The sequence below is a fragment of the Streptomyces sp. CA-278952 genome (assembly GCF_028747205.1).
Lineage (GTDB): Bacteria > Actinomycetota > Actinomycetes > Streptomycetales > Streptomycetaceae > Streptomyces.
In genome coordinates, this window is the sequence record NZ_CP112880.1 from 6,840,684 (window position 1) to 6,865,538 (window position 24,855).

Here is a 24,855-nt window from a genome sequence, read left to right on the forward strand (position 1 = left end):
CGGCCCCACGATCCCGCCATGACGCTTCGGGTCTCCCTGGTCGCAGCGGCGCGCAGCTCCTCCCGGCTGGCCGAACGCTTCGACGACGACCGGCCGCTCGACCAGGCCGGCTGGCACGAGGTGCAGCTCGTCGCCCACACGCTCGTGCCGCTCGGCGCCGCCGCCGAGCTGCGCTACTGCTCGCCCACTCCGCGCAGCCGTGCCACCGGGGACGCCCTCGGATTCGCGCCGATGGCGCAACCGGCCCTGCGCGACTGGGACATGGGCCGCTGGCGTGGGCTGACGCTGGGCGAGGTCACCGCCCGGGAACCGGCCGCCGTGGACCACTGGCTGGCGGACCCGCGCAGCGCGCCGCACGGCGGCGAGTCGATGCTCGGCTTCATCGGGCGGGTCGGCGGCTGGCTGGACACCCGCCCCGCCGCCGACGGCCTCGTCGTCGCGGTCGCCGAACCCGCCGTGGTCCGGGCCGCCCTCGTCTACGCCCTGAACGCCCCGCCCTCCGCGTACTGGAACGTCGACGTCCGTCCGCTGTCCACCATCACGCTGACCGGCCTGCCGGGCCGCTGGAGCCTGAGCCTGGAAGCGGGTATCCGCTGACCGGGGCGGGACCGGGGAAGCCCAGAGGCCCCGGGGTGCTGCCCCTTCCCGCTGGTCCGACCAGTCGGTATGTCGCCGGGTCATCCGGTTCCGCCGCCGGACCCGCGCCCGCGACGAGGGAAGCCCCCGTGCCGCAGCTCCACGGTCACCGCGACGACCGGTACACAACCGGACGGGCTCCCGGCTCGCCGACGACCCGCGCAAGACGGCCCTGGTGGACGCCGTCTACGCGGCCCACGGGGAGACCACCGGGAGGTGGGCGGAACAGGGCGTCCCACGCGCCGACCCAACCCGGGTTTCACCTGCGGTTGCCAGGAATGTGAGGATGTCACCATGACAACCAAGGTTTACTTCGACATCACCATCGACGACGCGCCCGCAGGGCGGATCACGTTCGACCTGTTCGACGACGTCGTCCCCAAGACGGCGGAGAACTTCCGCGCGCTCGCCACCGGCGAGAAGGGCTTCGGCTACGCCGGCTCGTCCTTCCACCGCGTCATCACGGACTTCATGCTCCAGGGCGGCGACTTCACCCGCGGTGACGGCACCGGCGGCAAGAGCATCTACGGCGAGAAGTTCGCCGACGAGAACTTCACGCTCAAGCACGACCGTGTGGGCCTGCTCTCGATGGCCAACGCCGGGAAGAACACCAACGGTTCGCAGTTCTTCATCACCACGGTGCTCACCCCGTGGCTGGACGGCAAGCACGTGGTCTTCGGTAAGGTCGCCGACGACGACAGCATGGCCCTGGTCCGCAAGATCGAGGCGCTCGGCTCCTCCAGCGGCAAGACCCGCGCCAAGGTCACCATCGACAAGTCCGGCGTTCTCTGACCGGTCCGATAACCCGATGGGCCCGTGGCGGGGCCGTCCCACCGACGTACGCGTCGCGGGGCGGAACCCGGCCGCGGGCCCGTGGCGTGCCGCTGGCGGTTTCCCGGCAACCGGCCGAGACGATCCACCGTGCGGTGGACCTGGGCCAGCTCCCTCAGGGACGGGGCTGTCGGCCCTGACACCAGGCGCGTTCGACCGCCGGGCTGCTGATGCCCGGGCTGCTGATGCCCTGATTACTGATACCCGGGTTACTGATGACCGGGTTACTCCTGGCCGGACTGCGCGGCCCGCTCGGCGTTGCGCTCCTTGATCCGGGCGGTCTCCTTGCGCACCTCGGCCTGTGTGGCGCGCTCCTTCTGGAGCCACTCGGGCATCTCGTCCTTCAGCGCGTCGATCTGCTCGGTGGTGAGCGCCTCGGCGATCCCGCCGCGGGCGAGCCCCGCGATGGAGATGCCGAGCTTCGCGGCGACGACCGGGCGGGGGTGCGGGCCGGTGCGGCGCAGCTCCACCAGCCAGGCGGGCGGGTCGGTCTGGAGGGCGTTGAGCTCGGTGCGCGAGACGGCACCCTCCTGGAACTCGGCGGGGGTGGCCTGGAGGTACACACCCAGCTTCTTCGCCGCCGTGGCGGGCTTCATGGTCTGGGCGGTCTTGTGCGACGTCATGGGTCCAGGGTATCGACCATGGGACATACCTCCGACCACCTGCCGGTAGCCTGGTTCCGTGACAGGCTCGGACATCCCCTCATCCTTCAGGCTCGCCTACGTTCCCGGCGTGACGCCCACCAAGTGGGTGAGGGTCTGGCACGAGCGGCTGCCCCACACCTCGCTGGAACTCGTCCAGGCCACCGCGGCCGAGGCACCCGAGCTGCTGGCGGACGGCGGCGCCGACGCCGGTCTCGTACGGCTCCCGGTCGACCGGGACGTCCTGAGCGCGATCCCCCTCTACACCGAGACGACCGTCGTCGTGATCCCCAAGGACCACGTCGCGACCGCCGCGGAGGAGGTGTCGCTCGCCGAGCTGTCCGACGAGATCGTGCTGCACCCGCTGGACGACCTCCTCGCCTGGGAGACCCTGCCCGGACGCCCCGCCGTCGAGCGCCCGGCGACCACGGCGGACGCGATCGAGCTGGTGGCGGCGGGCGTGGGGGTCCTCCTCGTCCCGCAGTCCCTGGCCCGCCTCCACCACCGCAAGGACCTCACCTACCGTCCGGTCCCGGAAGCCCCCGAGTCACGCGTCGCCCTGTCATGGCCCGAGGCGGAGACCACCCCCGACCTGGTGGAGGAGTTCATCGGGATCGTCCGGGGGCGCACCGTCAACAGCACCCGTGGCCGCGCGGCCGCCCCGCCGCGTCCGGCGAAGGACAAGGCCAAGGACAAAGCCAAGGACAACAAGGGCAAGCGGGCGGGGGAGCGCGGCGGCGCCGGAGGCGCCCGGAACAGGTCCGCGGCGGGCAGGAAGCCCCAGTCGGGCGGCCGGACCGGCGGCCAGGGCGGCAAGCGCGGAAAGCCGCGGGGCCGTTAGGGCCTCTCGTTCGGATCATGTCGGGCTCGCGGGGCCCCGGCACGCGACCACGCTCCCTGATCCGACCTGATCCCTGATCCGACCTGATCCAAACGGAAGCCCCTGGCCCGCGTGGCATCCGGATTCGCCCCGTGAACGCCACCACACGCCGGTTGTCTCGTTGATGGAACAACCGCCGTATGCAGGGGAGCGTCCGTCCGATGCCGAACATCCGCAGACCGATGCCGTACATCCGCAGGTGGTCGCCGACCGTGCGCGGGCCGTTGCCGAGCACCCGCGGAACCCAGCGCCTCGGCCTCGTCGGGATGCTGCTCATCGCCGTGGCCTTCGCCGGGTTCCAGCTGACAGCGGTCACCGGACGGGCATCGCCCGACACGAAGAACTACCTCTCCTACGCCCTGAGCCTCAGCGGCGCGGACCGCCAGGAGGCGGGCCGGCTGGCCATCGGCTACTCCTGTGCCAGCGGGCAGCACGCACCGGACCTCATCCCCTGGACCAGCAGGAAGGCCGCGGGAGAGTCGGAGGAGAGTTGCGTGCGCCGGTTGAACGACTCGGTCGCGTACTGGTCGGACCACGGCAACACATCGGGGATGACCGCACCGTTCGCCAACCAGCGCTTCATGGCCATCTTCGAGGCCAGGCCCGGCTATCCACTGTTCCTGGTCCCCTTCGTGGCCGCTTTCGGAGCCACCTGGGGTCTCTGGCTCGCCGGGCTCGTCGTCGCGCTGGCCGGAAGTGTCTGCGTCCTGCTCACCCTCCGGGCCGCGGGGGCTTCCCGGCGCGCCGGGCTGGCCGGGCAGGCCCTGTACCTCGCCCTGCCCACCGGCACCGTCGCCATGAACCCCCTGAGCGACGGGCTCTCCCTGGCGCTCGGCACGGCGGTCGTCCTCGGCTGCGTCCTGCTGCTGCGGGCCCGGCCCCGTACGGGCGCGGCGCTCGTCGCGGGCGGCTTCGCCCTGATGTTCCTCGTCCGCTACTCGCAGGCCCTGCTGCTGGCGGCCGCTCTCGCGGGCGGCTTCCTGGCCCGGGCCGGGTGGCTCCGGCTGAAGCGGCGGGCGCTCGCCCCCGTACTCCGGGCGGCCGGACTCTGCGGTGCGCTGGCGGTGACCGTCTACGCCGGGGCGCACCTCCTGTCCTGGCCGATGGGCGAGGACAGCGCCCAGGACCTGCTGACCCACCACTACCAGCGCCCCGACCGGCCCGACCCCTGGCCCGAGTTCTTCGTCCAGGAGCGGGTCTTCTGGTCGGCGTGGCTCCGGCGCCAGGCCACCTACCCGGTCCTCCCCGTCCTGCTCGCGCTCTCGGCCTGGGCGCTGCTGAGACGGCGCTCCGTGGTGCTGCCCGTCGCCCTGGCGGCAGGGGCGGCGGGCCTCCTCAACCAGGCGGGCCATCCGAACCTCGACCAACTGCTCGGACACCGCCTCATCGTGTTCGTCTGGCTGCTGCCCGTCCTGGCGATTCCGCTGCTCCTGGACCGGCCGCCGACCGGCTCCCCGCCCCACGACGACACCACGCCACACGCCGCACCGGTCCCCGTGGGCGACATCCCGGGCGAGGTCCGTCACCCCACGTCGCGCAGCTGAAGAAGGTACGCCGCGGTCAGCGCGACGGCGCGGTCGTCGTCGTGCAGCAGCTCCCGGAGGGCACGTGAGGAAGCCGCCCCCGGTACGCCCGCCAGCGCCTGGGTCAGCCGCCCGCGCGCCGGCGCGCCGGTGGTGTCGCGGGAGAGGCGGTCGACGAGCGCGGCCGCGATCCGGTCCGCCGCCGTGCCGTCGCCCGCCAGCAGGCTCAGCGCGTCGGCCGCATCGGTGTCGTTCGTCCCTGCCACGACCAGGTCGACGAGCGCCGGGACCGCATCTGCCTCCCCGCGCGACCCGAGGGCCAGGGCGGCGTAGCCGCGGACCACGGCATCGGGGCTCGCCAGGGAATCCCGCAGCAGCGCGGTGGCCTCTCCGCCGGGCATCTCGGCGAGGGACCGTACGGCGCGTTCCCGCACCGCGGCCTCCGGTGTGCCGAGCCCCTCCGCCAGCAGCGCCGGGGCGCCGCCGCCCGATCGCGCCAGGGCCCATCGAAGGGCCCCGGCCACATGCGGGTCGCCCTCGCCGAGCGTCGCCTCGACCAGGGCCTCCACCGGAACCTCGTCGACCGAGGCGAGGGCGGCGCGCTGGCGGGCGTCGGCGCTCTTGGACCCCAACGCCCCCAGGAGCGTGACGACCTGGAGGACGTCCTCCCAGCCGGCCGGATCCGTGGCGTGGACCCGGTGCAGCCGGGTGAGCAACTCGGTCTCCACCGCGATGCGTTCGCGCGTCCGACGGATCAGGTCGTCGACGAGTGCCGAGGGTGTGAAGCCGGGATCGTCGAGGGCGCGCCCGATCTCGCGCAGCGACAGCCCCACCGCCCGCAGGCTCTCGACATGGAAGATCCGCTGGATGTCCTCCCCGGAGTACTCCCGGTAACCGGACCCGGTGCGGCCCGACGGCCGCACCAGACCGAGCGACTCGTAGTGCCGGAGCATGCGGGCACTTACTCCCGACCGTCGCGCGACTTCACCGATCAACACGCCCTATGGACCTTCCTCACAGGAGCCACCGGAGCCATCGGAGCCGTGGGAGCCGTGGGAGCCACCGGCGTCACCGGCGTCACCGGCGTCACGGGCGTCACCGGCGTCACCGGAGGCGCCCTGGCCGCCGAGGGCCACGACGCGCTTCGCCTCCTCCACGGCGAGCGTGAACCCGGCGTCCGGGTCGCGCAGCAGCCGTTGGGTGGCGAGCGCGTGCGCGTGGACGAGCGGGTCGTGGCTCCTCGTCGCGGCGGCCAGAGCCGGCGCCATCGCGTCCCCCAGGGCGACCAGCGCCTGGCTGAGACTCAGCCGGGTCTCCCGCCCGCCGCGCCCGAGCTGCGTCGCCAGCAGTACCGCCAACGCGGCCTCCTCCCCATCCGGTACGAGCACCACCGCCGCCCGCCAGGCGCTCCGCGCCACCTCGTCGTCGGCGTCGGTCAGCAGCGCCCGGGTGATCGCCGGCCACGCCCGCCGGTCCCCGATCTTGGACAGCGTGTGCAGCGCCTGGCTCCGCGCCCGCGTCCGCTCGGAGCGGAGTTCGCGGAGCAGCGGGGGAAGGGTGACGGACACCGGGTGACGGGTGAGCGCCCAGGTCAGCATGTCGCGTACGAAGAACTCGGGCTCGACCGCGCACCGTTCGACGAGCGTGCCGACGAAGCGCGGGTCCGGGGTCGAGCCGACCGCCAGAGCGGCGCGCAGCCGCACCGACGCACGGTCGTCATCCAGCCCCCGCAGCGCTCGTACCGTGTCCGTGCCGTGTCCCGTGACCGTCATCGAGACCACCTCCTCGGCAAGCAGTGAAGAGCTTGTCACCGTGTCAAGGTCAACCCTGCCGTGCGCCTCGGCCGGGGGACCGGCTCAGGGGCCGCGCCAGACGTTGGCGAAAGCCGTGTTCTCGATGGTCCGTCGCTGGCGTACGGCCTCCAGCTCCATCACCGCTTCGTGGACCGTGGCGACCACGGTCGTCACCGTCTCGTCGTCGAGGCGCGGTTCGTCGTCACCGGGCCGTCCGCCGTCGATGCCCACGGCCGACGCGAGGGCGGCCAGGACGGGCTCGGCCTCCTCCCAGCGGTCGGCGGCCCGGCGGCGGGCGGGTGTATCGACCAGCTCCACGCGTTTGGGGCCGAAGGGCAACCGGCCGCTCCTCTTCTGCGTGAGCTCGCCGTCCTCCTCCAGCGCGTCCTGGTAGGTGGCCGAAAGGTCGCGGCCTTGCCGCCACAGCCAGTCCTCGATCCGCTCGTAGGGCGGTTGCCGGGTGATCCGTGCGGCGGCCTCGCCGAGCAGCCGGTCGTCCGGCACCGACGCCCCGCCCGGCACGATGAGGTCGCCGTCCACGGTGACGGTTCCCGCCCCGATGAGATCGAGGAGTTCGGCTCCCGCGAGCGCGAGCGACAGGTCGCCCTGCCCCACGGTGTGCTCCGGCTCCGGATCCATGGCGATGATGAACAGGTCTTTCGCCGTGGTCATGAACGGCTCCCCTCAGAGGCATCGGCAAGGCGGGCCCCGCCGGCCGCCCCGGCCAGGAGCCGGTTCGGCGGCGGGGCGACTGCTGCGACCAGTATCGCCCCCACCCGGACCATCCGGCCCTGGACCGGGGCCGGCTCCGAAGAAGTCGATGGCCGTCTCCTGGCGTGATCCCGGGGCCGAGCCGGTGAGCCATGGGAAAACCTCGTACGTCTGCCTCCCCTGCCGGGTCTCCTTCAAGCAGCCCCACGACCGGGCAAGGCAGCGGAACTGTCCGCGCTGTGCGGAGCCGATGATCCCCGTGGGCTCGGCGTTCGCGGCGCCGAGGAGGCGGGACGACGGGGCCTGGCGGGCCCTCGCTGTGCTGCTGAACGCGGGCGTGGGGTTCCACAAGAGCTGCTGCGGGCCCGGATTCCGTCCACGGACGCCGCGTGAGGTGCGGGAGCGGCTGACGTACGCGCGATGCAGCGGCACCCCGGCCGCCCAGGCGTTCGTCCGGTTCAACGTGCCGTAGGGCGTGATGGCCGTGGCTCGGACGCGGTCGGGCGGGCGGCCGTGTCCCCGGGGCCCCGTGATCCCCGGGGAGGACGCCCGGAGGGCCGGGCGCGGTTCTCCGCCGGGCGTCGCCGCACGTGGTGTGCCCCTGCTCGCCGAGCTCCACGGCCGGCTCTGGATCATGAATCGTCGCTTTGTGTGTCACCATATGTGCGCAGTGTCACGACGCTGTCGCCTCGGTGACCGTGCGTCGGCGTGCCTGCGGAAACACGTTTCCCCGCCTGGCTCCACCCGCGACCGGCCCTGCCCGCCGGGAAGAGGGCCACGGCAACAGCCCTATCACCAGAAGGATTTCACCCATGCGCTTCCGCTCCACCTTTGCCGCCGTTCTCGGCGCCGCTCTGCTGCTCGCCGCCGTTCCCTCCTCCGCCTCGGCCGCCGAGGGGCAGTTCCGCTACGACTACGTGACTGTCGAGGGGTATGAGGCGACCGGCTTCCTGAACAGCCCGCCCAGCGGCGAGTGCGTCAACCTCCCGGGCGTCGGCCTGGAGAACCCCGAGCCCGGGCACTCCCCGAAGAACCGCACGGACGCCTGGGCGGAGGTCTTCACGGACGTCGCCTGCGAGGGTGCTTCCTTCCCCCTCCGCCCGCACACCGGCGGGGCCTCGGAGCGGCTGAAGGTGCGTTCGGTCGTCTTCCACTGACGCGCTGACGCATACCGAGCCGTCGCACACCCCTGAATCCACCGCTGCACACGCCGCCGCCCGTGAGCCCCTTAAAGGAGCCACGGGCGGCCGGACGTGCTGGGGGCATCATCCTGCGTCAGGTCCCCGAACCGCACCAGGGGCAGGCCCGGGGCGGCAGCCCGGCGCCTCCGCCCGCACGGCTGCCCGGCCCTGCTCAGCTCTTCCGCTCACCCAGGACGCAGAATTCGTTGCCTTCCGGGTCGAGGAGGGTCACCCAGTGCTGCCCGCCCTGCACGGTGTCGGCGCGCCGGGCGCCGAGGGAGAGCAGCCGGGCGACCTCGGCCTCCTGGTCGTCGGGGCGGAAGTCGGGGTGGAGCCGGTTCTTCGACGTCTTGCCCTCGGGGACGGGAACGAAGAGCAGCCCCGGCATCCGGTCCGGCTCGGGCCGGATCTCGATGATCTCCTCGGATGCGTCTACCACTACCCAGCCGAGAGCCTCGGCCCACCAGCGCCCGAGGGCGATGGGGTCGGCGGAGTCGACGATGATCTGTTCCCATGCGAGTGCCATGGGCGTGAGCATAAACAGGGCCGGCCGGCTGCCGGGGCCGGGGCTGGGGTGGCTGCCGTCGACCGCCGTGCCCACCCAGGAGGAGCAGCCGCTGCCCCGGGCCGACTCAAGCGCGTGTGGACAACTACAACTACAACACTCATCGTGACGACGGCGCAGTGTCGTGCGTCCAGGGTGCTCGGTGTCAGACGTTCGTGGATGGCTGGTGTGCGGTGAGCTCTGCGGTGAGCTCCGCCTTCTGCAGCCAGTCGATGTACCAGCGGGCGAAGGTGACCGGCTTCCCGGCCTGGTCGAGGAGCGGGACGAGGTCGGTGTCATCTGCCCGGCAGTCGGACCAGATGGTGCCGCGGTGGGTGCCGCTGATGATCAACCACTCCCTCTGGGCGCAGCCGAGGTGAGAGATCACGATGGCGCCGGCGGTGCGCTCGGGGGCGAACATCAGGAGGCCCCAGCGTTCGTCCCACGCCTCGAAGGCGTCGTCGAAGTCCTCGATCTCCTCGAACTCCTCTTCCTCCGGGCGCACTGCGAGAAGTGCCGCGAGGTCTGCGGGATCCGGGCCGTGGTCGGGAAACGGCCGGGCGAGCATGGTCGGATCGGCGAGGTCGGCGCCATCTCCTTCCCAGCGCCAGCGGCCCTGTACGCGGCGGACGGGGAAGAGGCCGTATGCGGGACCCGCGCCGCCCGCTCCCACGGAGGTGAGGAAATTGCGGTAGTCATCCGGCAACCGCACACCTATCTGCTCCTCGAGTTCGGCCGGCCCGTCCTCGGCCAGCGGGTCTTCCAGGGCCCACTTGTGCCCGAGCGAGCCGAACACCTTGCTGCTCGCCGGTTGGGCACCCAACGCCACCACGCGCTGACGTATACCGTTCCACTGCTGATCAACCATGCGTAGACGGTACGGGGGACCACTGACGGCGGAAGCTCTTGGGGACCGCCGCTGTGCCGTCGAGCTGGAGGCCCCGGGTCTGGACGCTCGGGTCAGCGAGGTCGTCGCCTGGATCGGGGACGGACACCTCGCCCCGTTCCTGGAAGGGCTCGCCGCCGACTGCCAGTGACCACCTGGACCCTGGGGGTGCACGGTAACGGACCGCTGTCGCAGCCGGTACACCTTTGCATAAACGTGCGTCGATGCGTATAGTCATGCCATCGATCAGGAGGGTTACCGATGGTGGTACGAGCAGCAGTGGCAGGGGCGAGCGGCTACGCCGGCGGGGAGCTGCTCCGTCTTCTGCTGGCGCACCCGGACGTCGAGATCGGCGCCCTCACCGGGCACTCCAACGCCGGGCAGGCGCTCGGGTCGCTCCAGCCGCATCTGCGGCCCCTGGCCGACCGGGTGCTGGAGCCCACCACCGCCGAGGTGCTCGCCGGTCACGACGTCGTCTTCCTGGCGCTTCCGCACGGGCAGTCCGCCGCCGTCGCCGAGCAGTTGGGGGAGGAGGTCCTCGTCGTCGACATGGGGGCCGACTTCCGGCTGAAGGACGCCGGTGACTGGGAGACGTTCTACGGGTCACCGCACGCCGGGACCTGGCCGTACGGGCTGCCCGAGCTGCCGGGCGGGCGGGCCGCGCTCGCCGGGACCCGGCGCATCGCCGTGCCCGGGTGCTACCCGACCGCCGTGTCCCTCGCGCTCTTCCCGGCGTACGAGGCCGGCCTCGCCGAGCCGGAGGCCGTGATCGTCGCCGCGTCCGGCACCTCGGGTGCGGGCAAGGCGGCCAAGCCGCATCTGCTCGGCTCCGAGGTGATGGGCAGCATGACCCCGTACGGCGTCGGCGGCGGGCACCGCCACACGCCCGAGATGATCCAGAACCTCAGCGCCGCCGCCGGGCAGCCGGTCACCGTCTCGTTCACGCCCACCCTCGCGCCCATGCCGCGCGGCATCCTCGCCACGTGCAGCGCGAAGGCGAAGCCCGGCGTGAGCGCCCGGAGCCTGCGCGGGGTGTACGAGAAGGCGTTCGCGGACGAGCCGTTCGTGGACCTGCTGCCCGAGGGGCAGTGGCCCGCCACCGCCGCGGTGTACGGCTCCAACGCCGTACAGCTCCAGGTCGCGTACGACGCGGCCGCCGGGCGGATCATCGTGATCAGCGCCATCGACAACCTCGCCAAGGGCACCGCGGGCGGCGCCCTCCAGAGCATGAACATCGCCCTCGGACTCCCCGAGGACACAGGTCTTTCGACGATCGGAGTGGCACCGTGAGCGTCACGGCAGCACAGGGGTTCTCCGCGGCGGGCATCGCCGCGGGAATCAAGGAGAGCGGCAACCCGGACCTGGCCCTCGTGGTCAACAACGGGCCGCGTCGCGCCGCCGCGGGCGTCTTCACCTCCAACCGCGTCAAGGCCGCCCCGGTGCTCTGGTCGGAGCAGGTGCTCAAGGGCGGCGAGGTCACCGCCGTCGTCCTCAACTCCGGTGGAGCCAACGCCTGCACCGGGCCCCAGGGCTTCCAGGACACCCACGCCACCGCCGAGAAGGCCGCGGAAGTACTGAAGGGCCACAGCGCGGGCGAGATCGCCGTCGCCTCCACCGGGCTCATCGGCCTGCTGCTCCCCATGGACAAGCTGCTTCCCGGCATCGAGCAGGCAGCCGCCGCGCTCAGCGAACACGGCGGTGAGAAGGCCGCCATCGCCATCAAGACCACCGACACCGTGCACAAGACCGCCGTCGCGGGCGGCGAGGGCTGGACCGTCGGCGGCATGGCCAAGGGCGCGGGCATGCTCGCCCCGGGCCTGGCCACCATGCTCGTCGTCCTCACCACCGACGCGGACGTCGAGAGCCCCGCGCTGGACGCCGCCCTGCGCGAGGCCACCCGGACCACCTTCGACCGGGTCGACTCCGACGGCTGCATGTCCACCAACGACACCGTGCTGCTGCTGTCCTCCGGCGCCAGCGGGATCACCCCGGAGCAAGGCGAGTTCGCCGACGCCGTACGGGCCGTCTGCGCGGACCTCGCCCGGCAGCTCATCGGCGACGCCGAGGGCGCGTCCAAGGACATCCGGATCGAGGTGATCAACGCGGCCACCGAGGACGACGCCGTCGAGGTCGGCCGGTCCATCGCCCGCAACAACCTCCTCAAGTGCGCCATCCACGGCGAGGACCCCAACTGGGGCCGGGTCCTCTCCGCGATCGGCACCACGAAGGCCGCCTTCGAGCCGGACCGGCTCAACGTCGCCATCAACGACGTCTGGGTCTGCAAGGACGGCAGCGTGGGCGAGGACCGCGACCTCGTCGACATGCGCTACCGGGAGGTCAAGATCACCGCCGACCTCGCTGCGGGCACCGAGTCGGCGGTCATCTGGGCCAACGACCTCACCGCGGAGTACGTCCACGAGAACAGCGCGTACAGCTCATGACCACCGCGCGGAAGCACACCGCACTCCCGAAGGCGCAGATCCTCATCGAGGCGCTGCCCTGGCTGACCCGGCACCACGGCAAGACCGTCGTCATCAAGTTCGGCGGCAACGCCATGATCGACGAGGAGCTGAAGGCCGCCTTCGCCCAGGACGTCGTCTTCCTGCGGCACGCCGGCCTCAAGCCCGTCGTCGTGCACGGCGGCGGCCCGCAGATCAGCGCCCAGCTCGACAAGCAGGGCCTGGTCAGCGAGTTCAAGGCCGGGCTGCGCGTCACCACCCCCGAGGCGATGGACGTCGTCCGGATGGTGCTCGCCGGACAGGTCCAGCGCGAGCTGGTCGGCCTCCTCAACCAGCACGGCCCCCTCGCCGTCGGCATGACCGGCGAGGACGCCCACACCATCACCGCCACCCAGCACCGGCCCACCATCGACGGCGAGCTCGTCGACATCGGCCGGGTCGGCGAGATCACCGCCATCGACACCGGGGCCATCCAGGCGCTGCTGGACGACGGCCGCATCCCGGTCATCTCCTCGATCGCCCGCTCCGCCGACGACCACCACGTCTACAACGTCAACGCCGACACCGCGGCCGCCGCGCTCGCCGCCGCGCTGAACGCCGAGACGCTGATGGTCCTCACCGACGTCGAGGGCCTGTACGAGGACTGGCCCAACAGCGACGACGTCATCAGCCGGCTCACCGCGAGCCAGCTGGAGAAGCTGCTGCCCGAGCTGTCCAGCGGCATGGTCCCCAAGATGCAGGGCTGTCTGCACGCCGTGCGCAACGGCGTGGAGACCGCCCGCGTCATCGACGGCCGCGTCCAGCACTCGATCCTGCTGGAGATTTTCACCGACGAGGGCATCGGCACGATGGTCGTCCCCGACGCCCCCATCGACGTACACGGAACAGCCATACACGGAACAGCCGTACACGGAACACCGGCAACGCACGGACATCAGCAGCGGGGGGAATCATGACCGGCGCCGAAGAACTCACCCAGCGGTGGCAGGGCGCGCTGATGGACAACTACGGCACGCCCCGGCTGCCGCTCGTCCGCGGCGCGGGCGCCTACGTCTGGGACGAGGAAGACACCCGCTACCTCGACTTCGTCGGCGGTATCGCGGTCAACGCCCTCGGCCACGCCCACCCCGCCGTCGTCGAGGCCGTCTCCACCCAGATCGCCTCCCTCGGACACGTGTCGAACCTGTTCATCGCCGAGCCGCCCGTCGCGCTCGCCGAGCGGCTGCTCCAGCTCTTCGGCCGTCGGGGGCGGGTCTTCTTCGCCAACTCCGGCGCGGAGGCCAACGAGGCCGCCTTCAAGATCGGCCGCCTCACCGGACGCACCCACATGGTCGCCACCGACGGCGGCTTCCACGGCCGGACCATGGGCGCGCTCGCCCTCACCGGCCAGCCCGGGAAGCAGGAGCCGTTCCGCCCGCTGCCCGGTGACGTCACCCACGTTCCGTACGGGGACGCCGCCGCGCTGAAGGCCGCGGTGACCACCGACACCGCGCTGGTCATCATCGAGCCCATGCAGGGCGAGAACGGCGTGGTCGTCCCCCCCAAGGGCTATCTGGAGGCCGCCCGGGAGATCACCCGGGCGACCGGCACCCTGCTCGTCCTGGACGAGGTCCAGACCGGCGTCGGCCGCTGCGGCCAGTGGTTCGAGCACCAGGCCCACCAGGGCGTCGAGCCGGACATCGTCACCCTCGCCAAGGGCCTCGGCGGCGGACTGCCTATCGGCGCGACGGTCGCCTTCGGACCGGCGGCCGACCTGCTGAAGCCGGGGCACCACGGCACGACGTTCGGCGGCAACCCGGTCGCCTGCGCCGCCGGACTCGCCGTCATCGACACCCTCGCGGCCGACGGCGTGCTCGACGACGTGAAGCGGCTCGGGGAGAAGATCCGCGACGGCGTGGAGGCGCTGGGACACCCACTGGTCTCCCACGTCCGCGGCGCGGGCCTGCTGCTGGGTATCGTGCTCACCGGACCCCTCGCACCGCAGGTGCAGCAGGCGGCCCAGGGAGCCGGCCTCCTGGTGAACGCGCCCGCCCCCGATGTCGTACGGCTCATGCCGCCGCTGATCATCGGTGACGCGGAGGTGGACGCGTTCCTGGAGATCCTGCCGAGCGCTCTCGACGCGGCATACGGGGACGGACGATCCGGAGCATGACCTTCCGGAGAATGAGGCGACGACGATGACCGAGGCGCAGGAATCCGAGCACGGCGGGCCGTCCGTGCCGCAGACCCGCACCGCCCGCCACCGCCGGATCGTGGACATCCTGAACCGGCAGCCGGTCCGCTCGCAGAGCCAGCTGGCCAAGCTCCTCGCCGACGACGGGCTGAGCGTCACCCAGGCGACGCTCTCCCGGGACCTCGACGAGCTGGGCGCGGTGAAGATCCGCAACACCGGCGGCGAGCTGATCTACGCGGTGCCGAGCGAGGGCGGATTCCGCACCCCGCAGGCCCCGCTGGGCGGCTCGGCCAAGGAGGAGCGGATGCGCCGGCTCTCCGCCGAACTGCTCATCTCGGCGGAGGCCTCGGCCAACCTCGTGGTGCTGCGCACCCCGCCGGGCGCGGCCCAGTTCCTCGCCTCGGCCATCGACCAGGCCGAACTGCACGACATCCTCGGCACCATCGCGGGCGACGATACGCTGATGCTCATCAGCCGGGACCCGAACGGCGGCCAGGCGCTCGCCGACCACCTGCTGAGGCTCGCTCAGAACGACCGCTGATCCTCCCTGTTCAGTAGCGCGTGATCGCGGTCGGGCCCGAGGAGGTGCCGATCGCGATGTGCGGGTCGCGCTCCGGGTCCGCCCAGGCGAGGATCTCCGCCATGGCGTCGGCCGGGACCGAGACGCACCCGGCCGTCGCCCCGCCCCCGTTCACGTGCAGGAAGATGCCCGCGCCCCTGCCCCGTACCGGACGGTCGTAGTTGAAGCCGATCACCAGGGCGCGGGCGTACTGCGTGCCGTAGGAGACCAGGTGCTCGGCCTCCGCCGCCCGGCAGTGGCCGGGGCGCGGTTCCACCCAGCGGTTGTACGCGCGCGAGTCGTTGTCCTGGCACCACCAGGAGTCCTCGTTGACCTCGCGGTAGGGGTACGTCGTGCCGGCCGGGGCGTCCTCGGTGCCGAAGGCGTACGGCAGGTCGTACAGGCCGGTGGGCGTGGTACTGGTGCCCTGCTCCCGGGTCGCCCCCTCGGCCAGGCCGCCTCCCCCGAACCGCGCGGGCGCCGACCCGGCCTCCGTCCAGCTGCCCCCGCGACGCTCCCACCAGGTCACGGTCCCCGTCGTGGAGCCGGTGCCGGGGGCCTCGGCGGTGATCAACTGGGAGCCGCCGCCCGTGTCCGCCAGCCGGTACGGCAGGGGAGGGGCATCGGTCCGGCCGGGCCCGGCCCCGAGGGAGCCGGTCAGGGCGAGGAGTACGGCGGCGGTCACCAGTGATCTGCGCATGCTCCGGACCGTACGGCGGCCGGCGGGCACGCCCCACCGGACCTGCTCCGTACGGCCCAGCGGTTCACTGCGGACGGCACGGGCTCACTCCGGGAGCGCGGCCGGCAGGGGCGGCAGCGGGAGCGGCAGGCCCGGCAGCCCGTCGATGCTCGTCGCGATGTCCTCCTTCTTCGCGAAGTAGGCGCTGAGGCTCTCGTCGTCGTCGCGCCGGAACCGGTCCGCGTGCAGCGTGCGGTCCTCGTCGTAGCTCAGGAACGGCACGCCGAACCCACAGGTGTCGCGGATGAGTTCGGCGGTCACCACGATGATCGCGCGCAGCCCGTGCGGGGCCGGGTCGACACCGGGGAAGCGGGCGAGAAGCCCGGGGAACCGGGGGTCGTCACGGAAGACCGGCTCACCCCGGCCGTGCACGCGCACGATGTTCGGCGGCCCCTGGAAGGCGCACCACATCAGGGTGATGCGCCCGTTCTCCCGGAGGTGGGCGACGGTCTCGGCGTTGCTCCCGGCGAAGTCCAGGTAGGCGACGGTCCGCTCGTCGAGGACGGCGAAGGAGCCGGTGACGCCCTTGGGCGAGAGGTTCACCGTGCCGTCGGAGTCCAGCGGGGCGGTGGCCGTGAAGAAGATGTGCTGTTCCTCGATGAAGGTTCTGAGCCGTCCGTCGATGCGGTCGTGCGTTTTTCCCATGAGGTGATTATCGGACCCCGATCTGGGCGGTGGGCAGGGCATTTCAGCATCCGGACCTCGGGTGCGACCCCGCTCCGCTCGCCGCCTCCGCGCACCCGTGCGGCCGATCGCACTGCGTTGGCCTGCTCTTTTGACAAACAATACGGTGGACTGCATAGTTATGCCCATCAGTGATTGCACCGTAAGGAGAAACCCGTGACCGAGCGCGTCGTTCTCGCCTACTCGGGCGGCCTGGACACCTCCGTCGCCATCGGCTGGATCGCCGAGGAGACGGGCGCCGAGGTCATCGCCGTCGCCGTGGACGTCGGCCAGGGCGGCGAGGACCTGGACGTCATCCGCAAGCGCGCGCTCGCCTGCGGTGCCGTCGAAGCCGAGGTCGCGGACGCCAAGGACGAGTTCGCCGAGGAGTACTGCCTCCCGGCGATCAAGGCCAACGCCCTCTACATGGACCGCTACCCGCTGGTCTCGGCCCTCTCCCGGCCGGCCATCGTCAAGCACCTCGTCGCCGCCGCCCACAAGCACAACGCCCAGATCGTCGCCCACGGCTGCACCGGCAAGGGCAACGACCAGGTCCGCTTCGAGGCCGGTATCTCCGCGCTCGGCCCCGACCTGAAGTGCATCGCCCCGGTCCGTGACTACGCGATGACCCGGGACAAGGCGATCGCCTTCTGCGAGGAGAAGAACCTCCCGATCGCGACCACCAAGAAGTCCCCGTACTCCATCGACCAGAACGTCTTCGGGCGTGCCGTCGAGACGGGCTTCCTGGAGGACATCTGGAACGCGCCGATCGAGGACATCTACGAGTACACCGACAACCCCGCCGTCCAGCGCGAGGCCGACGAGGTCGTCATCTCCTTCAAGGAGGGCGTGCCCGTAGCCATCGACGGCCGTCCCGTCACCGTCCTCCAGGCGATCCAGCAGCTCAACGAGCGGGCCGGCGCGCAGGGCATCGGCCGGATCGACATGGTCGAGGACCGGCTCGTGGGCATCAAGTCCCGCGAGGTGTACGAGGCGCCCGGTGCGATCGCGCTGATCACCGCCCACCAGGAGCTGGAGAACGTCACCGTCGAGCGCGAGCTGGCCCGCTACAAGCGGCAGGTCGAGCAGCGCTGGGGCGAGATGGTCTACGACGGCCTGTGGTTCTCCCCGCTGAAGCGCGCCCTGGACGGCTTCATCAACGAGGCCAACCAGCACGTCACCGGCGACATCCGGATGACCCTGCACGCCGGCCGCGCCGTCGTCACCGGCCGGCAGTCCGAGGAGTCGCTGTACGACTTCAACCTCGCCACCTACGACTCGGGCGACACCTTCGACCAGTCCAAGGCGCAGGGCTTCATCGAGATCTTCGGTCTCTCCTCCAAGATCGCGGCCAAGCGTGATCTCCAGGCATAGCCTGACCCTTACCTCGCCCGACCCTCCCTCGTTGTACAGCCGCCTCCCCGTCGTCGCGCGGCAGGGAGGCGGCCGCATATCCGCACCTTGGCCTCCATTCCGGCCTTTGCCTTCCCCTTTTTGAGGAGCACGCAGTGAGCAGCAACAACGGTGACGTCCGGCTCTGGGGCGCGCGTTTCGCCGACGGACCGGCCGAGGCGCTGGCCAAGCTGTCCGCGTCCGTCCACTTCGACTGGCGGCTCGCGCCGTACGACATCGCCGGCTCCCGAGCCCACGCGCGCGTGCTCAACAAGGCGGGGCTGCTCAGCGAGGACGAGCTGACCCGGATGCTCGGCGGGCTCGACCAGCTCGAAGCGGACGTCGCGGACGGCTCCTTCACGGGGACCATCGCCGACGAGGACGTCCACACCGCGCTGGAGCGCGGACTGCTCGAGCGCCTCGGCGCCGACCTCGGCGGCAAGCTGCGGGCCGGGCGGTCGCGGAACGACCAGATCGCCACGCTCTTCCGGATGTACCTGCGCGACCACGCCCGGACCATCGGCGGCCTGATCGCCGATCTCCAGAGCGCGCTGGTCGGCCTCGCCGAGGCCCACGCGGACGTCGCCATGCCGGGCCGCACCCACCTCCAGCACGCCCAGCCCGTGCTCTTCGCCCACCACGTGCTCGCCCACGTGCAGTCCCTGTCCCGGGACGCCGAGCGGCTGCGCCAGTGGGACGAGCGCACGGCCGTCTCCCCGTACGGCTCCGGGGCGCTCGCCGGGTCCTCGCTCGGCCTCGACCCGGAGGCGGTCGCCGCCGACCTCGGGTTCGAGCACGGCTCGGTCGCCAACTCCATCGACGGCACCGCCTCGCGGGACTTCGTCGCGGAGTTCGCCTTCATCACCGCGATGATCGGCGTCAACCTCTCCCGGATCGCGGAGGAGGTCATCATCTGGAACACGAAGGAGTTCTCCTTCGTCACCCTCCACGACGCCTTCTCCACCGGCTCCTCGATCATGCCGCAGAAGAAGAACCCGGACATCGCGGAGCTGGCCCGAGGCAAGTCCGGCCGCCTCATCGGCAACCTGACCGGCCTGCTCGCCACGCTCAAGGCGCTCCCGCTCGCGTACAACCGGGACCTCCAGGAGGACAAGGAGCCCGTCTTCGACTCCTGCGACCAGCTGGAGGTCCTGCTCCCCGCCTTCACCGGGATGATGGCCACCCTCACCGTCCACCGCGAGCGCATGGAGGAGCTGGCCCCGGCGGGCTTCTCGCTCGCGACCGACATCGCGGAATGGCTGGTCAAGCAGGGCGTTCCGTTCCGGGTGGCGCACGAGGTGGCCGGCGCCTGCGTCAAGGAGTGCGAGCAGCAGGGCATCGAGCTCGACCAGCTCACCGACGAGCAGTTCGCCAAGATCTCCGAGCACCTCACCCCCGAGGTCCGCACCGTGCTCAACGTGCGGGGCGCCCTCGCCTCCCGCGACGGCCGGGGCGGAACGGCCCCCTCCGCCGTCGCCGTACAGCTCGCCGAGGTGAAGGACGACCTGGCCGCCCAGCACGCCTGGGCGACCGCCCGCCAGTAGGAACGCCGGTCAGGTGCGCGCGGGAGCCGTGTCGCACCAGATGGACGAAGGGTGTCGCGGGCCGCGCCCACCGGGGTAGGAGTAACCGAAACCCGACCCCGAGGAGCCCGCGATGCCCTTCGCCGCCCTGGCCGCCGCGACGACCCCGACCGCCCACATCGGGCTGGGCCTTGCCGCCGTCGGGAGGCCCGGCTACATCAATCTCCACCGAGACCGGGACCTGCCCGCCGACCGCGACCCCGACGCCCTGCGCGCCCGCACCCACGAACTGCTGGACGCCGCCTACGCCCAGGGCGTCCGGTACGTCGACACCGCCCGCTCCTACGGCCGCGCCGAGGAGTTCCTGGGGGAGTGGTTGGCAGCCCGGCCCTCGTTCACCGACCTCGTCGTCGGCAGCAAGTGGGGGTACACCTACACCGCCGACTGGGACGTCGAGGCCGAGGAACACGAGGTCAAGGACCACAGCCTCGCCGCCTTCGAGCGCCAGTACGCCGAGACCCGGGCTCTGATCGGCGACCGGCTCAGCCTCTACCAGGTCCACTCGGTCACCCCGGACAGCCCCGCGCTCACCGACAAGGAACTGCTCGGCCGGCTCGCCGCCCTGGCCGCCGACGGCGTCACTGTCGGCCTCTCCACCAGCGGGCCCTCCCAGGCCGACGCGATCCGGGCCGCCCTCGCCGTCACGGTCGACGGCGAACCCCTCTTCCGTACGGTCCAGGCCACCTACAACGCCCTGGAGACCTCGGCCGCGCCCGCGCTCGCCGAGGCCCACGACGCCGGGCTCACCGTGATCGTCAAGGAGGGCATGGCCAACGGGCGCCTCGCCGGGGACGAGGCCCCCGCCGTGTTCCAGGAGATCGCCGCCGCCGCGGGCGTGGGCGGCGACGCGGTGGCCCTCGCGCTGGTCCTGCACCAGCCCTGGGCCGACGTCGTGCTCTCCGGCGCCGCCACGGTGGGCCAGCTCTCCGGCAATCTGCACGCCGCCGTCGTCGACCTCGACGACGAGCAGCGGGCCGGCCTCGACGCCCTGGTCGAGGAGCCGGAGGCCTACTGGCGGCACCGGGCAGGGCTGCCCTGGCACTGAAGCCCGCACGCGGGGCCGCCCCCGACGGCCCGTCCCCGACGCCTCAGGAGCTCGTCAGGACGACGAGCTCCCGGGTCGCCCGGGTCATCGCGACATAGCGGTCCACCGCCCCCTCGACGCCCGCGCCGAACCTCTCCGGATCGACGAGGACGACCAGGTCGAACTCCAGGCCCTTGGACAGCTCCGGGGTCAGCGACCGCACGCGGGGCGTCGCCCGGAACGCGGGGTCGCCGATGACACAGGCGATCCCGTCGTCGTGCGCGGCGAGCCACCCGGCGAGGACGGCGTCCAGGTTCGCGACGGAGCCGTACCTGACGGGGATGCCGCTGCTTCGGACCGAGACCGGCACGTTGGCATCGGGGAGCACGGCCCGGACCACCGGTTCCGCCTCCGCCATGATCTCCTCCGGCGTCCGGTAGTTGATGGTCAGGGAGGCCAGGGTGATCCGGTCGAGCCCGACCCGCTCCAGCCGCTCCTGCCACGACTCGGTGAACCCGTGCCGGGCCTGCGCCCGGTCCCCGACGACGGTGAAGCTCCGGGACGGGCACCGCTGGAGCAGCATCTGCCACTGGGCGTCGGTCAGTTCCTGCGCCTCGTCCACGACGATGTGCGCGAACGGCCCGGCCAGCAGGTCGGGTTCGGCCGTGCCCGGCCGGTCGGCGGTGGCCAGGGACTCCCGGAGATCCGCCCCGCGCAGCATCACCAGCGCGCCCTCGCCGTCCGCGTCCGCGTCGGCCAGGGTCTCGTCGGCGAGCAGGCTATCGACGACCCGGTCCATCTGCTCGCGCTCGGCGGCGGCCGCGGCCTCGTGCCGGCGCCTGCGCCGGGACGCCTCCGGGTCGCCGAGCCGCTGCCGTGCCGCGTCCAGAAGAGGCAGGTCGGACACCGTCCAGGCCCGGGCGTCCGGGCGCTGCAACCGCCCGACCTCCTCCGAGGTCAGCCAGGGGGCGCACCTACGCAGATAGGCGGGTACGGACCAGAGGTCGCCGACCAGGTCGGCCGCCTCGACCAGCGGCCAGGCGCGGTCGAAGAGGGCGAACAGCTCCCTGTTCCGCCGCAGCGAGGCCCGCAGCTGTTCCTCCGGGGCGTCGCCGTCGTGCTTGTCCACGAGGATCGTGAGCAGCTCCTCCCAGATCTCCTCCCGCGCCTCGTTGTGCGGTGTGCCCGGGTCCGCCGCCCCGAACGCCGAGGCCCAGTCGGCGGCGCTCAGCCAGATGTCGGACCAGTGCGTCTCGACCCGTACGCCCGTGGCGGGCGGCTCCTCGTAGAACCGGACGGCCGGCTCGACCGCCTTCACCAGCTCCGCCGACGCCTTCAGCCGCGCCACCTCCGGGTCGGTCTCGGCGCCCGCCCGCGCTCCCTCGGCGACCAGGTCCCGCAGGGTGCACGTCTGCACGCCCTCCTCCCCGAGGCTGGGCAGGACATCGGCGACGTACCCCAGATAGGGCTCGTGCGGCCCGACGAACAGCACGCCACCGCGGCGGTGGCCGAGGCGCGGGTCGGAGTAGAGCAGATAGGCGGAGCGGTGCAGGGCGACGACGGTCTTCCCGGTGCCGGGCCCGCCGTCGACGACGAGCGCGCCCCGGGAGCCCGCCCGGATGATGGCGTCCTGGTCGGCCTGGATGGTGCCCAGGACATCGCGCATCCGGGCGGACCGGTTGCCGCCAAGACTGGCGATGAACGCGGACTGGTCGTCCAGCGCGGCATGCCCGGCGAAGCCCTCCGGCGCGAACACCTCGTCCCAGTAGTCGCTGATCCGGCCGCCGGTCCAGCGGTAGCGGCGGCGGCTCGCCAGGCCCATCGGATCGGCGTGGGTGGCTCCGAAGAACGGCTCGGCGGCGGGGGAGCGCCAGTCGAGCAGCAGCCGGCGGCCCGTGCTGTCGGTCAGCCCGAGCCGTCCCACGTACAGCGGCCCGGAGCCGTCCGCGGCAACCATGTGGCCGAGGCACAGGTCGAGGCCGAACCGGCGCAGGGCGCGCAGCCGGCCGGTCAGCCGGTGGATCTCCACGTCCCGGTCCATCGCCTGCCGGCTCGCCCCGCCGGGCGCCCTGCGTTCGGCCGCGAGCCGGTCGGTCAGCTCGGCGATCGACTGTTCCAGGGAGTGGGCGATGGCCGCGAAGTGCTGCTCGTCGTCGGCGATCAGCGCCGGGTCGGCCTTGGGGGAGAGGCGGTCGGGGAGGTCGAACGCGCTGGCGGTCAGGGGTGTCACGGCATCGGTTCCGATCTGCGGTGCGTACGGGGGGCAGCTCTACGGTGCGTACGGGGGGCGGCGTCCCATCCCGGCTACGGCGGACGATTCTGCGGCATATGGGGGGTCTTGCCGCAAGGCCCCCCATGCGCTATAAGTTGAGCGTGGCAAGGAGTGGATTCACCTCCGGCCACTTTTTTGTTTCCCCGCCCTCCCCTTCGCTCTCCCTTCTCTCCTCCTGTGCGCCCGCGCACCTCTCGATGAGACGAGTATGTCTCAGGTGGGTTATGGTCGTCTCATGACTCTCGACCGTGAGCAGGTGCTGCGCAGCGCCGCCGCCCTGCTGACCCGCAAATCGACCGCCACCATGGACGAGGTCGCCAGGGCGGCGGGCATCGGCCGGGCCACCCTCCACCGCCACTTCGCCGGGCGCGACGCCCTGGTGCGGGCGCTGGAGAATCTCGGCATCCAGGAGTTCGAGGCGGCCCTGGACGCCGCCCGGCTCGACGAGGACACCTCCGAGGAGGGGCTGCGCCGCCTCATCGCGGCCGTCGAGCCCAGCGCCGGGCTGCTGTCCTTCCTCGTCAACGAGAACCAGCTCTTCGAGGGCGACGAGGTCAACGAGGGCTGGAACCGGGCCGACGCCCGTGTCTCCGCCTTCTTCCGCCGCGGCCAGGAGCGCGGCGAGTTCCGCATCGACCTCACCCCCGCCTGGCTGACGGAGGCCCTCTACGGGCTCGTCGGCACCGGCGCCTGGGCCGTCCAGGCGGGGCGGGTCGCCGCACAGGACTTCCAACACATGATCGTCGAGTTGCTGCTCGGCGGAGCACGCCGGAGCGTAGAGCAATGACCAGCATCGATCAGAATCCGGACACCACGGACGCCGTACGCCGCCCGGGGCGGTGGATCGCGCTCGCCGTCCTCGTCCTCGCCGTACTGCTGGTGGCCGTGGACGCGACCGTCCTCGGTCTCGCCACCCCGTTCCTCAGCGAGGACCTCGAACCGACCGGCACCCAGCTGCTCTGGATCGGTGACGTCTACTCCTTCGTCATCGCCGGCCTGCTCGTCTCGATGGGCAGCCTCGGCGACCGGATCGGCCGCAAGAAGCTGCTGCTGGTCGGCGCCGTCGCGTTCGGCGCGGTCTCCGTGCTCAACGCGTACGCGACCACGCCCGAGATGATGATCGTGGCCCGGGCGCTCCTCGGCGTCGCGGGCGCCACCCTGATGCCGTCCACCCTGGCGCTGATCCGCAACCTCTTCCACGACCCGCGCGAGCGCAGCCTCGCCATCGGGATCTGGGGCGCGATGGCCTCGGCGGGCGCGGCCGTCGGTCCGGTCGTCGGCGGGGCCCTGCTCGAACACTTCTGGTGGGGTTCGGTCTTCCTCATCAACCTGCCCGTGATGGCCGTCCTCGTCGTCGTCGGCGTCAAGCTGATCCCCGAGTCCAAGAACCCCGCTCCCGGCCCGTGGGACATGCTCAGCGTGGGGCTCTCCCTGGTCGGCATGATCGGTGTCGTGTACGCCATCAAGGAGGCGGCCGCGCACGGGGTGAGCTGGGAGGCCGGGGCGGCGGCCGTCGCCGGCGCCGGTGCGCTCACCTGGTTCGTCCGCAGGCAACTGCGGCTGCCCGCGCCCCTGCTGGACATGCGGCTCTTCCACCACCGGGGCTTCTCCGGCGCGGTCCTCGCCGACCTGCTGACCATCCTCGGCCTGTCGGGTCTCGTCTTCTTCCTCTCCCAGTTCCTGCAACTGGTGCAGGGCCGTGGACCGCTGGAGGCCGGGCTCGCCGAACTGCCCGCCGCCATCGGCGCGGTGACCGCGGGTCTGCTGGCCGGGTTCGCCGCCCGCCGCTTCTCGGTCCGCTCGGTCGTCTCGGGCGGCCTGGCCGCGGTCGGCCTCGCCCTGGGCAGTGTGACGCTGCTCGACCAGAACACCGGGTATCCGCTGCTCGGCTCCATGCTGCTGGTCGTCGGCGTCGGCGCGGGCTTCGCCTTCACCGTCACCGCCGACGTGATCCTCTCCAGCGTCCCGAAGGAGCAGGCGGGTTCCGCGTCCGCCGTCTCCGAGACCGCGTACGAACTGGGCGCGGCCCTCGGTATCGCCCTGCTCGGCTCCATCGTCACCGGCGTCTACCGGGGCTTCCCGACCCCGTCCGGCATCCCCGCCGACATCGAGTCGGCCGCCCACGAGTCGCTCGGCGGGGCGGTCGAGGCCGCCGGGGCCCTGCCCGCCGCCCAGGCCGGGCCACTGGTCTCGGCGGCCCAGGAGGCGTTCGTCGACGGACTGCGGTCGGCCGCGGGCGTCGGTGCGGCGGTACTGCTGGCGGCGGCGGTCGCCTCCTGGTTCCTGCTGCGGGGCCAGAAGCTGGAGGACGGCGTCGAGCACCCATAGCCTGTGGCCGCACGAGGAAGGGCCCGCGCCCCCAAGA

26 protein-coding genes are annotated in these 24,855 nt (G+C 72.1%); 17 read left to right on the forward strand and 9 right to left on the reverse strand.

Going from position 1 to position 24,855, the window contains the following annotated elements; genetic code table 11:
- Positions 1-18: 18 nt before the first annotated feature.
- Together N7925_RS30340 and N7925_RS30345 are read left to right on the forward strand one after the other, a co-directional pair.
- The gene (locus N7925_RS30340) at positions 19-597 is read left to right on the forward strand and encodes a histidine phosphatase family protein (RefSeq protein WP_274345758.1); all 579 of its coding nucleotides are present in this window, start codon (positions 19-21) and stop codon (positions 595-597) included.
- 333 nt (positions 598-930) lie between these two features.
- Positions 931-1,428 (forward strand): peptidylprolyl isomerase, encoded by a 498-nt coding sequence (locus N7925_RS30345; protein WP_265602670.1) that lies wholly within the window; start codon positions 931-933, stop codon positions 1,426-1,428.
- 263 nt (positions 1,429-1,691) lie between these two features.
- On the opposite strand, the gene N7925_RS30350 is transcribed toward N7925_RS30345, so the two are convergent.
- Positions 1,692-2,090, reverse strand: coding sequence for a DUF5997 family protein (locus N7925_RS30350; protein ID WP_274345759.1), 399 nt, complete (start codon positions 2,088-2,090; stop codon positions 1,692-1,694).
- A gap of 58 nt (positions 2,091-2,148) precedes the next feature.
- Between N7925_RS30350 and N7925_RS30355 the strand changes: the two genes are divergently transcribed.
- Both N7925_RS30355 and N7925_RS30360 read left to right on the forward strand, forming a co-directional pair.
- Positions 2,149-2,949 carry a LysR family transcriptional regulator substrate-binding protein gene (locus N7925_RS30355; RefSeq protein WP_274345760.1) on the forward strand — a complete coding sequence of 267 codons (801 nt, stop codon included), beginning with the start codon at positions 2,149-2,151 and terminating at the stop codon, positions 2,947-2,949.
- 200 nt (positions 2,950-3,149) lie between these two features.
- Complete coding sequence (locus tag N7925_RS30360; RefSeq protein WP_443032277.1) at positions 3,150-4,532, forward strand: hypothetical protein; 1,383 nt, start codon at positions 3,150-3,152, stop codon at positions 4,530-4,532.
- Here N7925_RS30360 and N7925_RS30365 read toward each other — a convergent pair.
- The 3 genes from N7925_RS30365 to N7925_RS30375 all read right to left on the reverse strand — a co-directional run bounded on the left by N7925_RS30365 (position 4,511) and on the right by N7925_RS30375 (position 6,976).
- Complete coding sequence (locus N7925_RS30365) at positions 4,511-5,509, reverse strand: MerR family transcriptional regulator (RefSeq protein WP_274345761.1); 999 nt, start codon at positions 5,507-5,509, stop codon at positions 4,511-4,513. The genes N7925_RS30360 and N7925_RS30365 overlap by 22 nt on opposite strands.
- Before the next feature lie 3 nt (positions 5,510-5,512).
- On the reverse strand, positions 5,513-6,283 hold the full coding sequence (locus N7925_RS30370) for a HEAT repeat domain-containing protein (protein ID WP_274346578.1): 771 nt from the start codon (positions 6,281-6,283) through the stop codon (positions 5,513-5,515).
- An 84-nt stretch (positions 6,284-6,367) separates the two neighbouring features.
- Positions 6,368-6,976, reverse strand: a complete 609-nt coding sequence (locus N7925_RS30375) for a GOLPH3/VPS74 family protein (protein ID WP_265602674.1) — start codon at positions 6,974-6,976, stop codon at positions 6,368-6,370.
- Positions 6,977-7,160: 184 nt separating this feature from the next.
- Here N7925_RS30375 and N7925_RS30380 point away from each other — a divergent pair, with 184 nt between their 5' ends.
- Positions 7,161-7,487, forward strand: coding sequence for a deoxyxylulose-5-phosphate synthase (locus N7925_RS30380; protein ID WP_274346579.1), 327 nt, complete (start codon positions 7,161-7,163; stop codon positions 7,485-7,487).
- A gap of 340 nt (positions 7,488-7,827) precedes the next feature.
- Positions 7,828-8,172 (forward strand): hypothetical protein, encoded by a 345-nt coding sequence (locus N7925_RS30385; protein ID WP_274345762.1) that lies wholly within the window; start codon positions 7,828-7,830, stop codon positions 8,170-8,172.
- A gap of 196 nt (positions 8,173-8,368) precedes the next feature.
- Here the strand turns inward: N7925_RS30385 and N7925_RS30390 are convergent, their stop codons facing one another.
- Positions 8,369-8,722: a VOC family protein gene (locus N7925_RS30390; RefSeq protein ID WP_274345763.1), complete on the reverse strand. Its 354-nt coding sequence runs from the start codon at positions 8,720-8,722 to the stop codon at positions 8,369-8,371.
- Positions 8,723-8,906: 184 nt separating this feature from the next.
- Positions 8,907-9,608 (reverse strand): SMI1/KNR4 family protein, encoded by a 702-nt coding sequence (locus N7925_RS30395; RefSeq protein WP_274345764.1) that lies wholly within the window; start codon positions 9,606-9,608, stop codon positions 8,907-8,909.
- Here N7925_RS30395 and N7925_RS30400 point away from each other — a divergent pair.
- The 6 genes from N7925_RS30400 to N7925_RS30425 all read left to right on the forward strand — a co-directional run bounded on the left by N7925_RS30400 (position 9,607) and on the right by N7925_RS30425 (position 14,799).
- Positions 9,607-9,777, forward strand: coding sequence for a DUF6228 family protein (locus N7925_RS30400; protein ID WP_274345765.1), 171 nt, complete (start codon positions 9,607-9,609; stop codon positions 9,775-9,777). The two genes, N7925_RS30395 and N7925_RS30400, sit on opposite strands and share 2 nt — an antisense overlap.
- Before the next feature lie 110 nt (positions 9,778-9,887).
- Positions 9,888-10,916 (forward strand): N-acetyl-gamma-glutamyl-phosphate reductase, encoded by a 1,029-nt coding sequence (gene argC, locus N7925_RS30405; protein WP_274345766.1) that lies wholly within the window; start codon positions 9,888-9,890, stop codon positions 10,914-10,916.
- Positions 10,913-12,067, forward strand: coding sequence for a bifunctional glutamate N-acetyltransferase/amino-acid acetyltransferase ArgJ (gene argJ, locus N7925_RS30410; RefSeq protein WP_265602687.1), 1,155 nt, complete (start codon positions 10,913-10,915; stop codon positions 12,065-12,067). The genes argC and argJ overlap by 4 nt, the downstream gene beginning before the upstream one ends.
- Positions 12,064-13,041: an acetylglutamate kinase gene (gene argB, locus N7925_RS30415; RefSeq protein WP_265602688.1), complete on the forward strand. Its 978-nt coding sequence runs from the start codon at positions 12,064-12,066 to the stop codon at positions 13,039-13,041. Before argJ ends, argB begins: the two co-directional genes overlap by 4 nt.
- Positions 13,038-14,237 (forward strand): acetylornithine transaminase, encoded by a 1,200-nt coding sequence (locus tag N7925_RS30420; RefSeq protein ID WP_265602689.1) that lies wholly within the window; start codon positions 13,038-13,040, stop codon positions 14,235-14,237. The genes argB and N7925_RS30420 overlap by 4 nt, the downstream gene beginning before the upstream one ends.
- A 25-nt stretch (positions 14,238-14,262) precedes the next feature.
- A complete protein-coding gene (locus N7925_RS30425) occupies positions 14,263-14,799 on the forward strand; it encodes an arginine repressor (RefSeq protein ID WP_006123291.1) in 537 nt (178 codons plus the stop codon).
- A gap of 10 nt (positions 14,800-14,809) precedes the next feature.
- Here N7925_RS30425 and N7925_RS30430 read toward each other — a convergent pair whose 3' ends face one another.
- Together N7925_RS30430 and N7925_RS30435 are read right to left on the reverse strand one after the other, a co-directional pair.
- Positions 14,810-15,517 (reverse strand): L,D-transpeptidase family protein, encoded by a 708-nt coding sequence (locus tag N7925_RS30430; protein ID WP_274345767.1) that lies wholly within the window; start codon positions 15,515-15,517, stop codon positions 14,810-14,812.
- Positions 15,518-15,601: 84 nt separating this feature from the next.
- Entirely contained in the window at positions 15,602-16,201 is a 600-nt protein-coding gene (locus tag N7925_RS30435; RefSeq protein WP_265602691.1) for a pyridoxamine 5'-phosphate oxidase family protein, read from the reverse strand.
- A gap of 195 nt (positions 16,202-16,396) precedes the next feature.
- Between N7925_RS30435 and N7925_RS30440 the strand changes: the two genes are divergently transcribed.
- The 3 genes from N7925_RS30440 to N7925_RS30450 all read left to right on the forward strand — a co-directional run bounded on the left by N7925_RS30440 (position 16,397) and on the right by N7925_RS30450 (position 20,239).
- On the forward strand, positions 16,397-17,593 hold the full coding sequence (locus N7925_RS30440; protein ID WP_265602692.1) for an argininosuccinate synthase: 1,197 nt from the start codon (positions 16,397-16,399) through the stop codon (positions 17,591-17,593).
- A gap of 134 nt (positions 17,594-17,727) precedes the next feature.
- On the forward strand, positions 17,728-19,155 hold the full coding sequence (gene argH / locus N7925_RS30445) for an argininosuccinate lyase (RefSeq protein WP_265602693.1): 1,428 nt from the start codon (positions 17,728-17,730) through the stop codon (positions 19,153-19,155).
- Positions 19,156-19,267: 112 nt separating this feature from the next.
- Complete coding sequence (locus N7925_RS30450; protein WP_274345768.1) at positions 19,268-20,239, forward strand: aldo/keto reductase; 972 nt, start codon at positions 19,268-19,270, stop codon at positions 20,237-20,239.
- Between the two features lie 43 nt (positions 20,240-20,282).
- On the opposite strand, the gene helR is transcribed toward N7925_RS30450, so the two are convergent.
- The gene (helR, locus tag N7925_RS30455; protein ID WP_274345769.1) at positions 20,283-22,448 is read right to left on the reverse strand and encodes an RNA polymerase recycling motor ATPase HelR; all 2,166 of its coding nucleotides are present in this window, start codon (positions 22,446-22,448) and stop codon (positions 20,283-20,285) included.
- A gap of 277 nt (positions 22,449-22,725) precedes the next feature.
- Here helR and N7925_RS30460 point away from each other — a divergent pair, with 277 nt between their 5' ends.
- Complete coding sequence (locus tag N7925_RS30460) at positions 22,726-23,277, forward strand: TetR/AcrR family transcriptional regulator (RefSeq protein ID WP_215110151.1); 552 nt, start codon at positions 22,726-22,728, stop codon at positions 23,275-23,277.
- Positions 23,274-24,818 (forward strand): MFS transporter, encoded by a 1,545-nt coding sequence (locus N7925_RS30465; protein ID WP_265602696.1) that lies wholly within the window; start codon positions 23,274-23,276, stop codon positions 24,816-24,818. Before N7925_RS30460 ends, N7925_RS30465 begins: the two co-directional genes overlap by 4 nt.
- Positions 24,819-24,855: the final 37 nt, after the last annotated feature.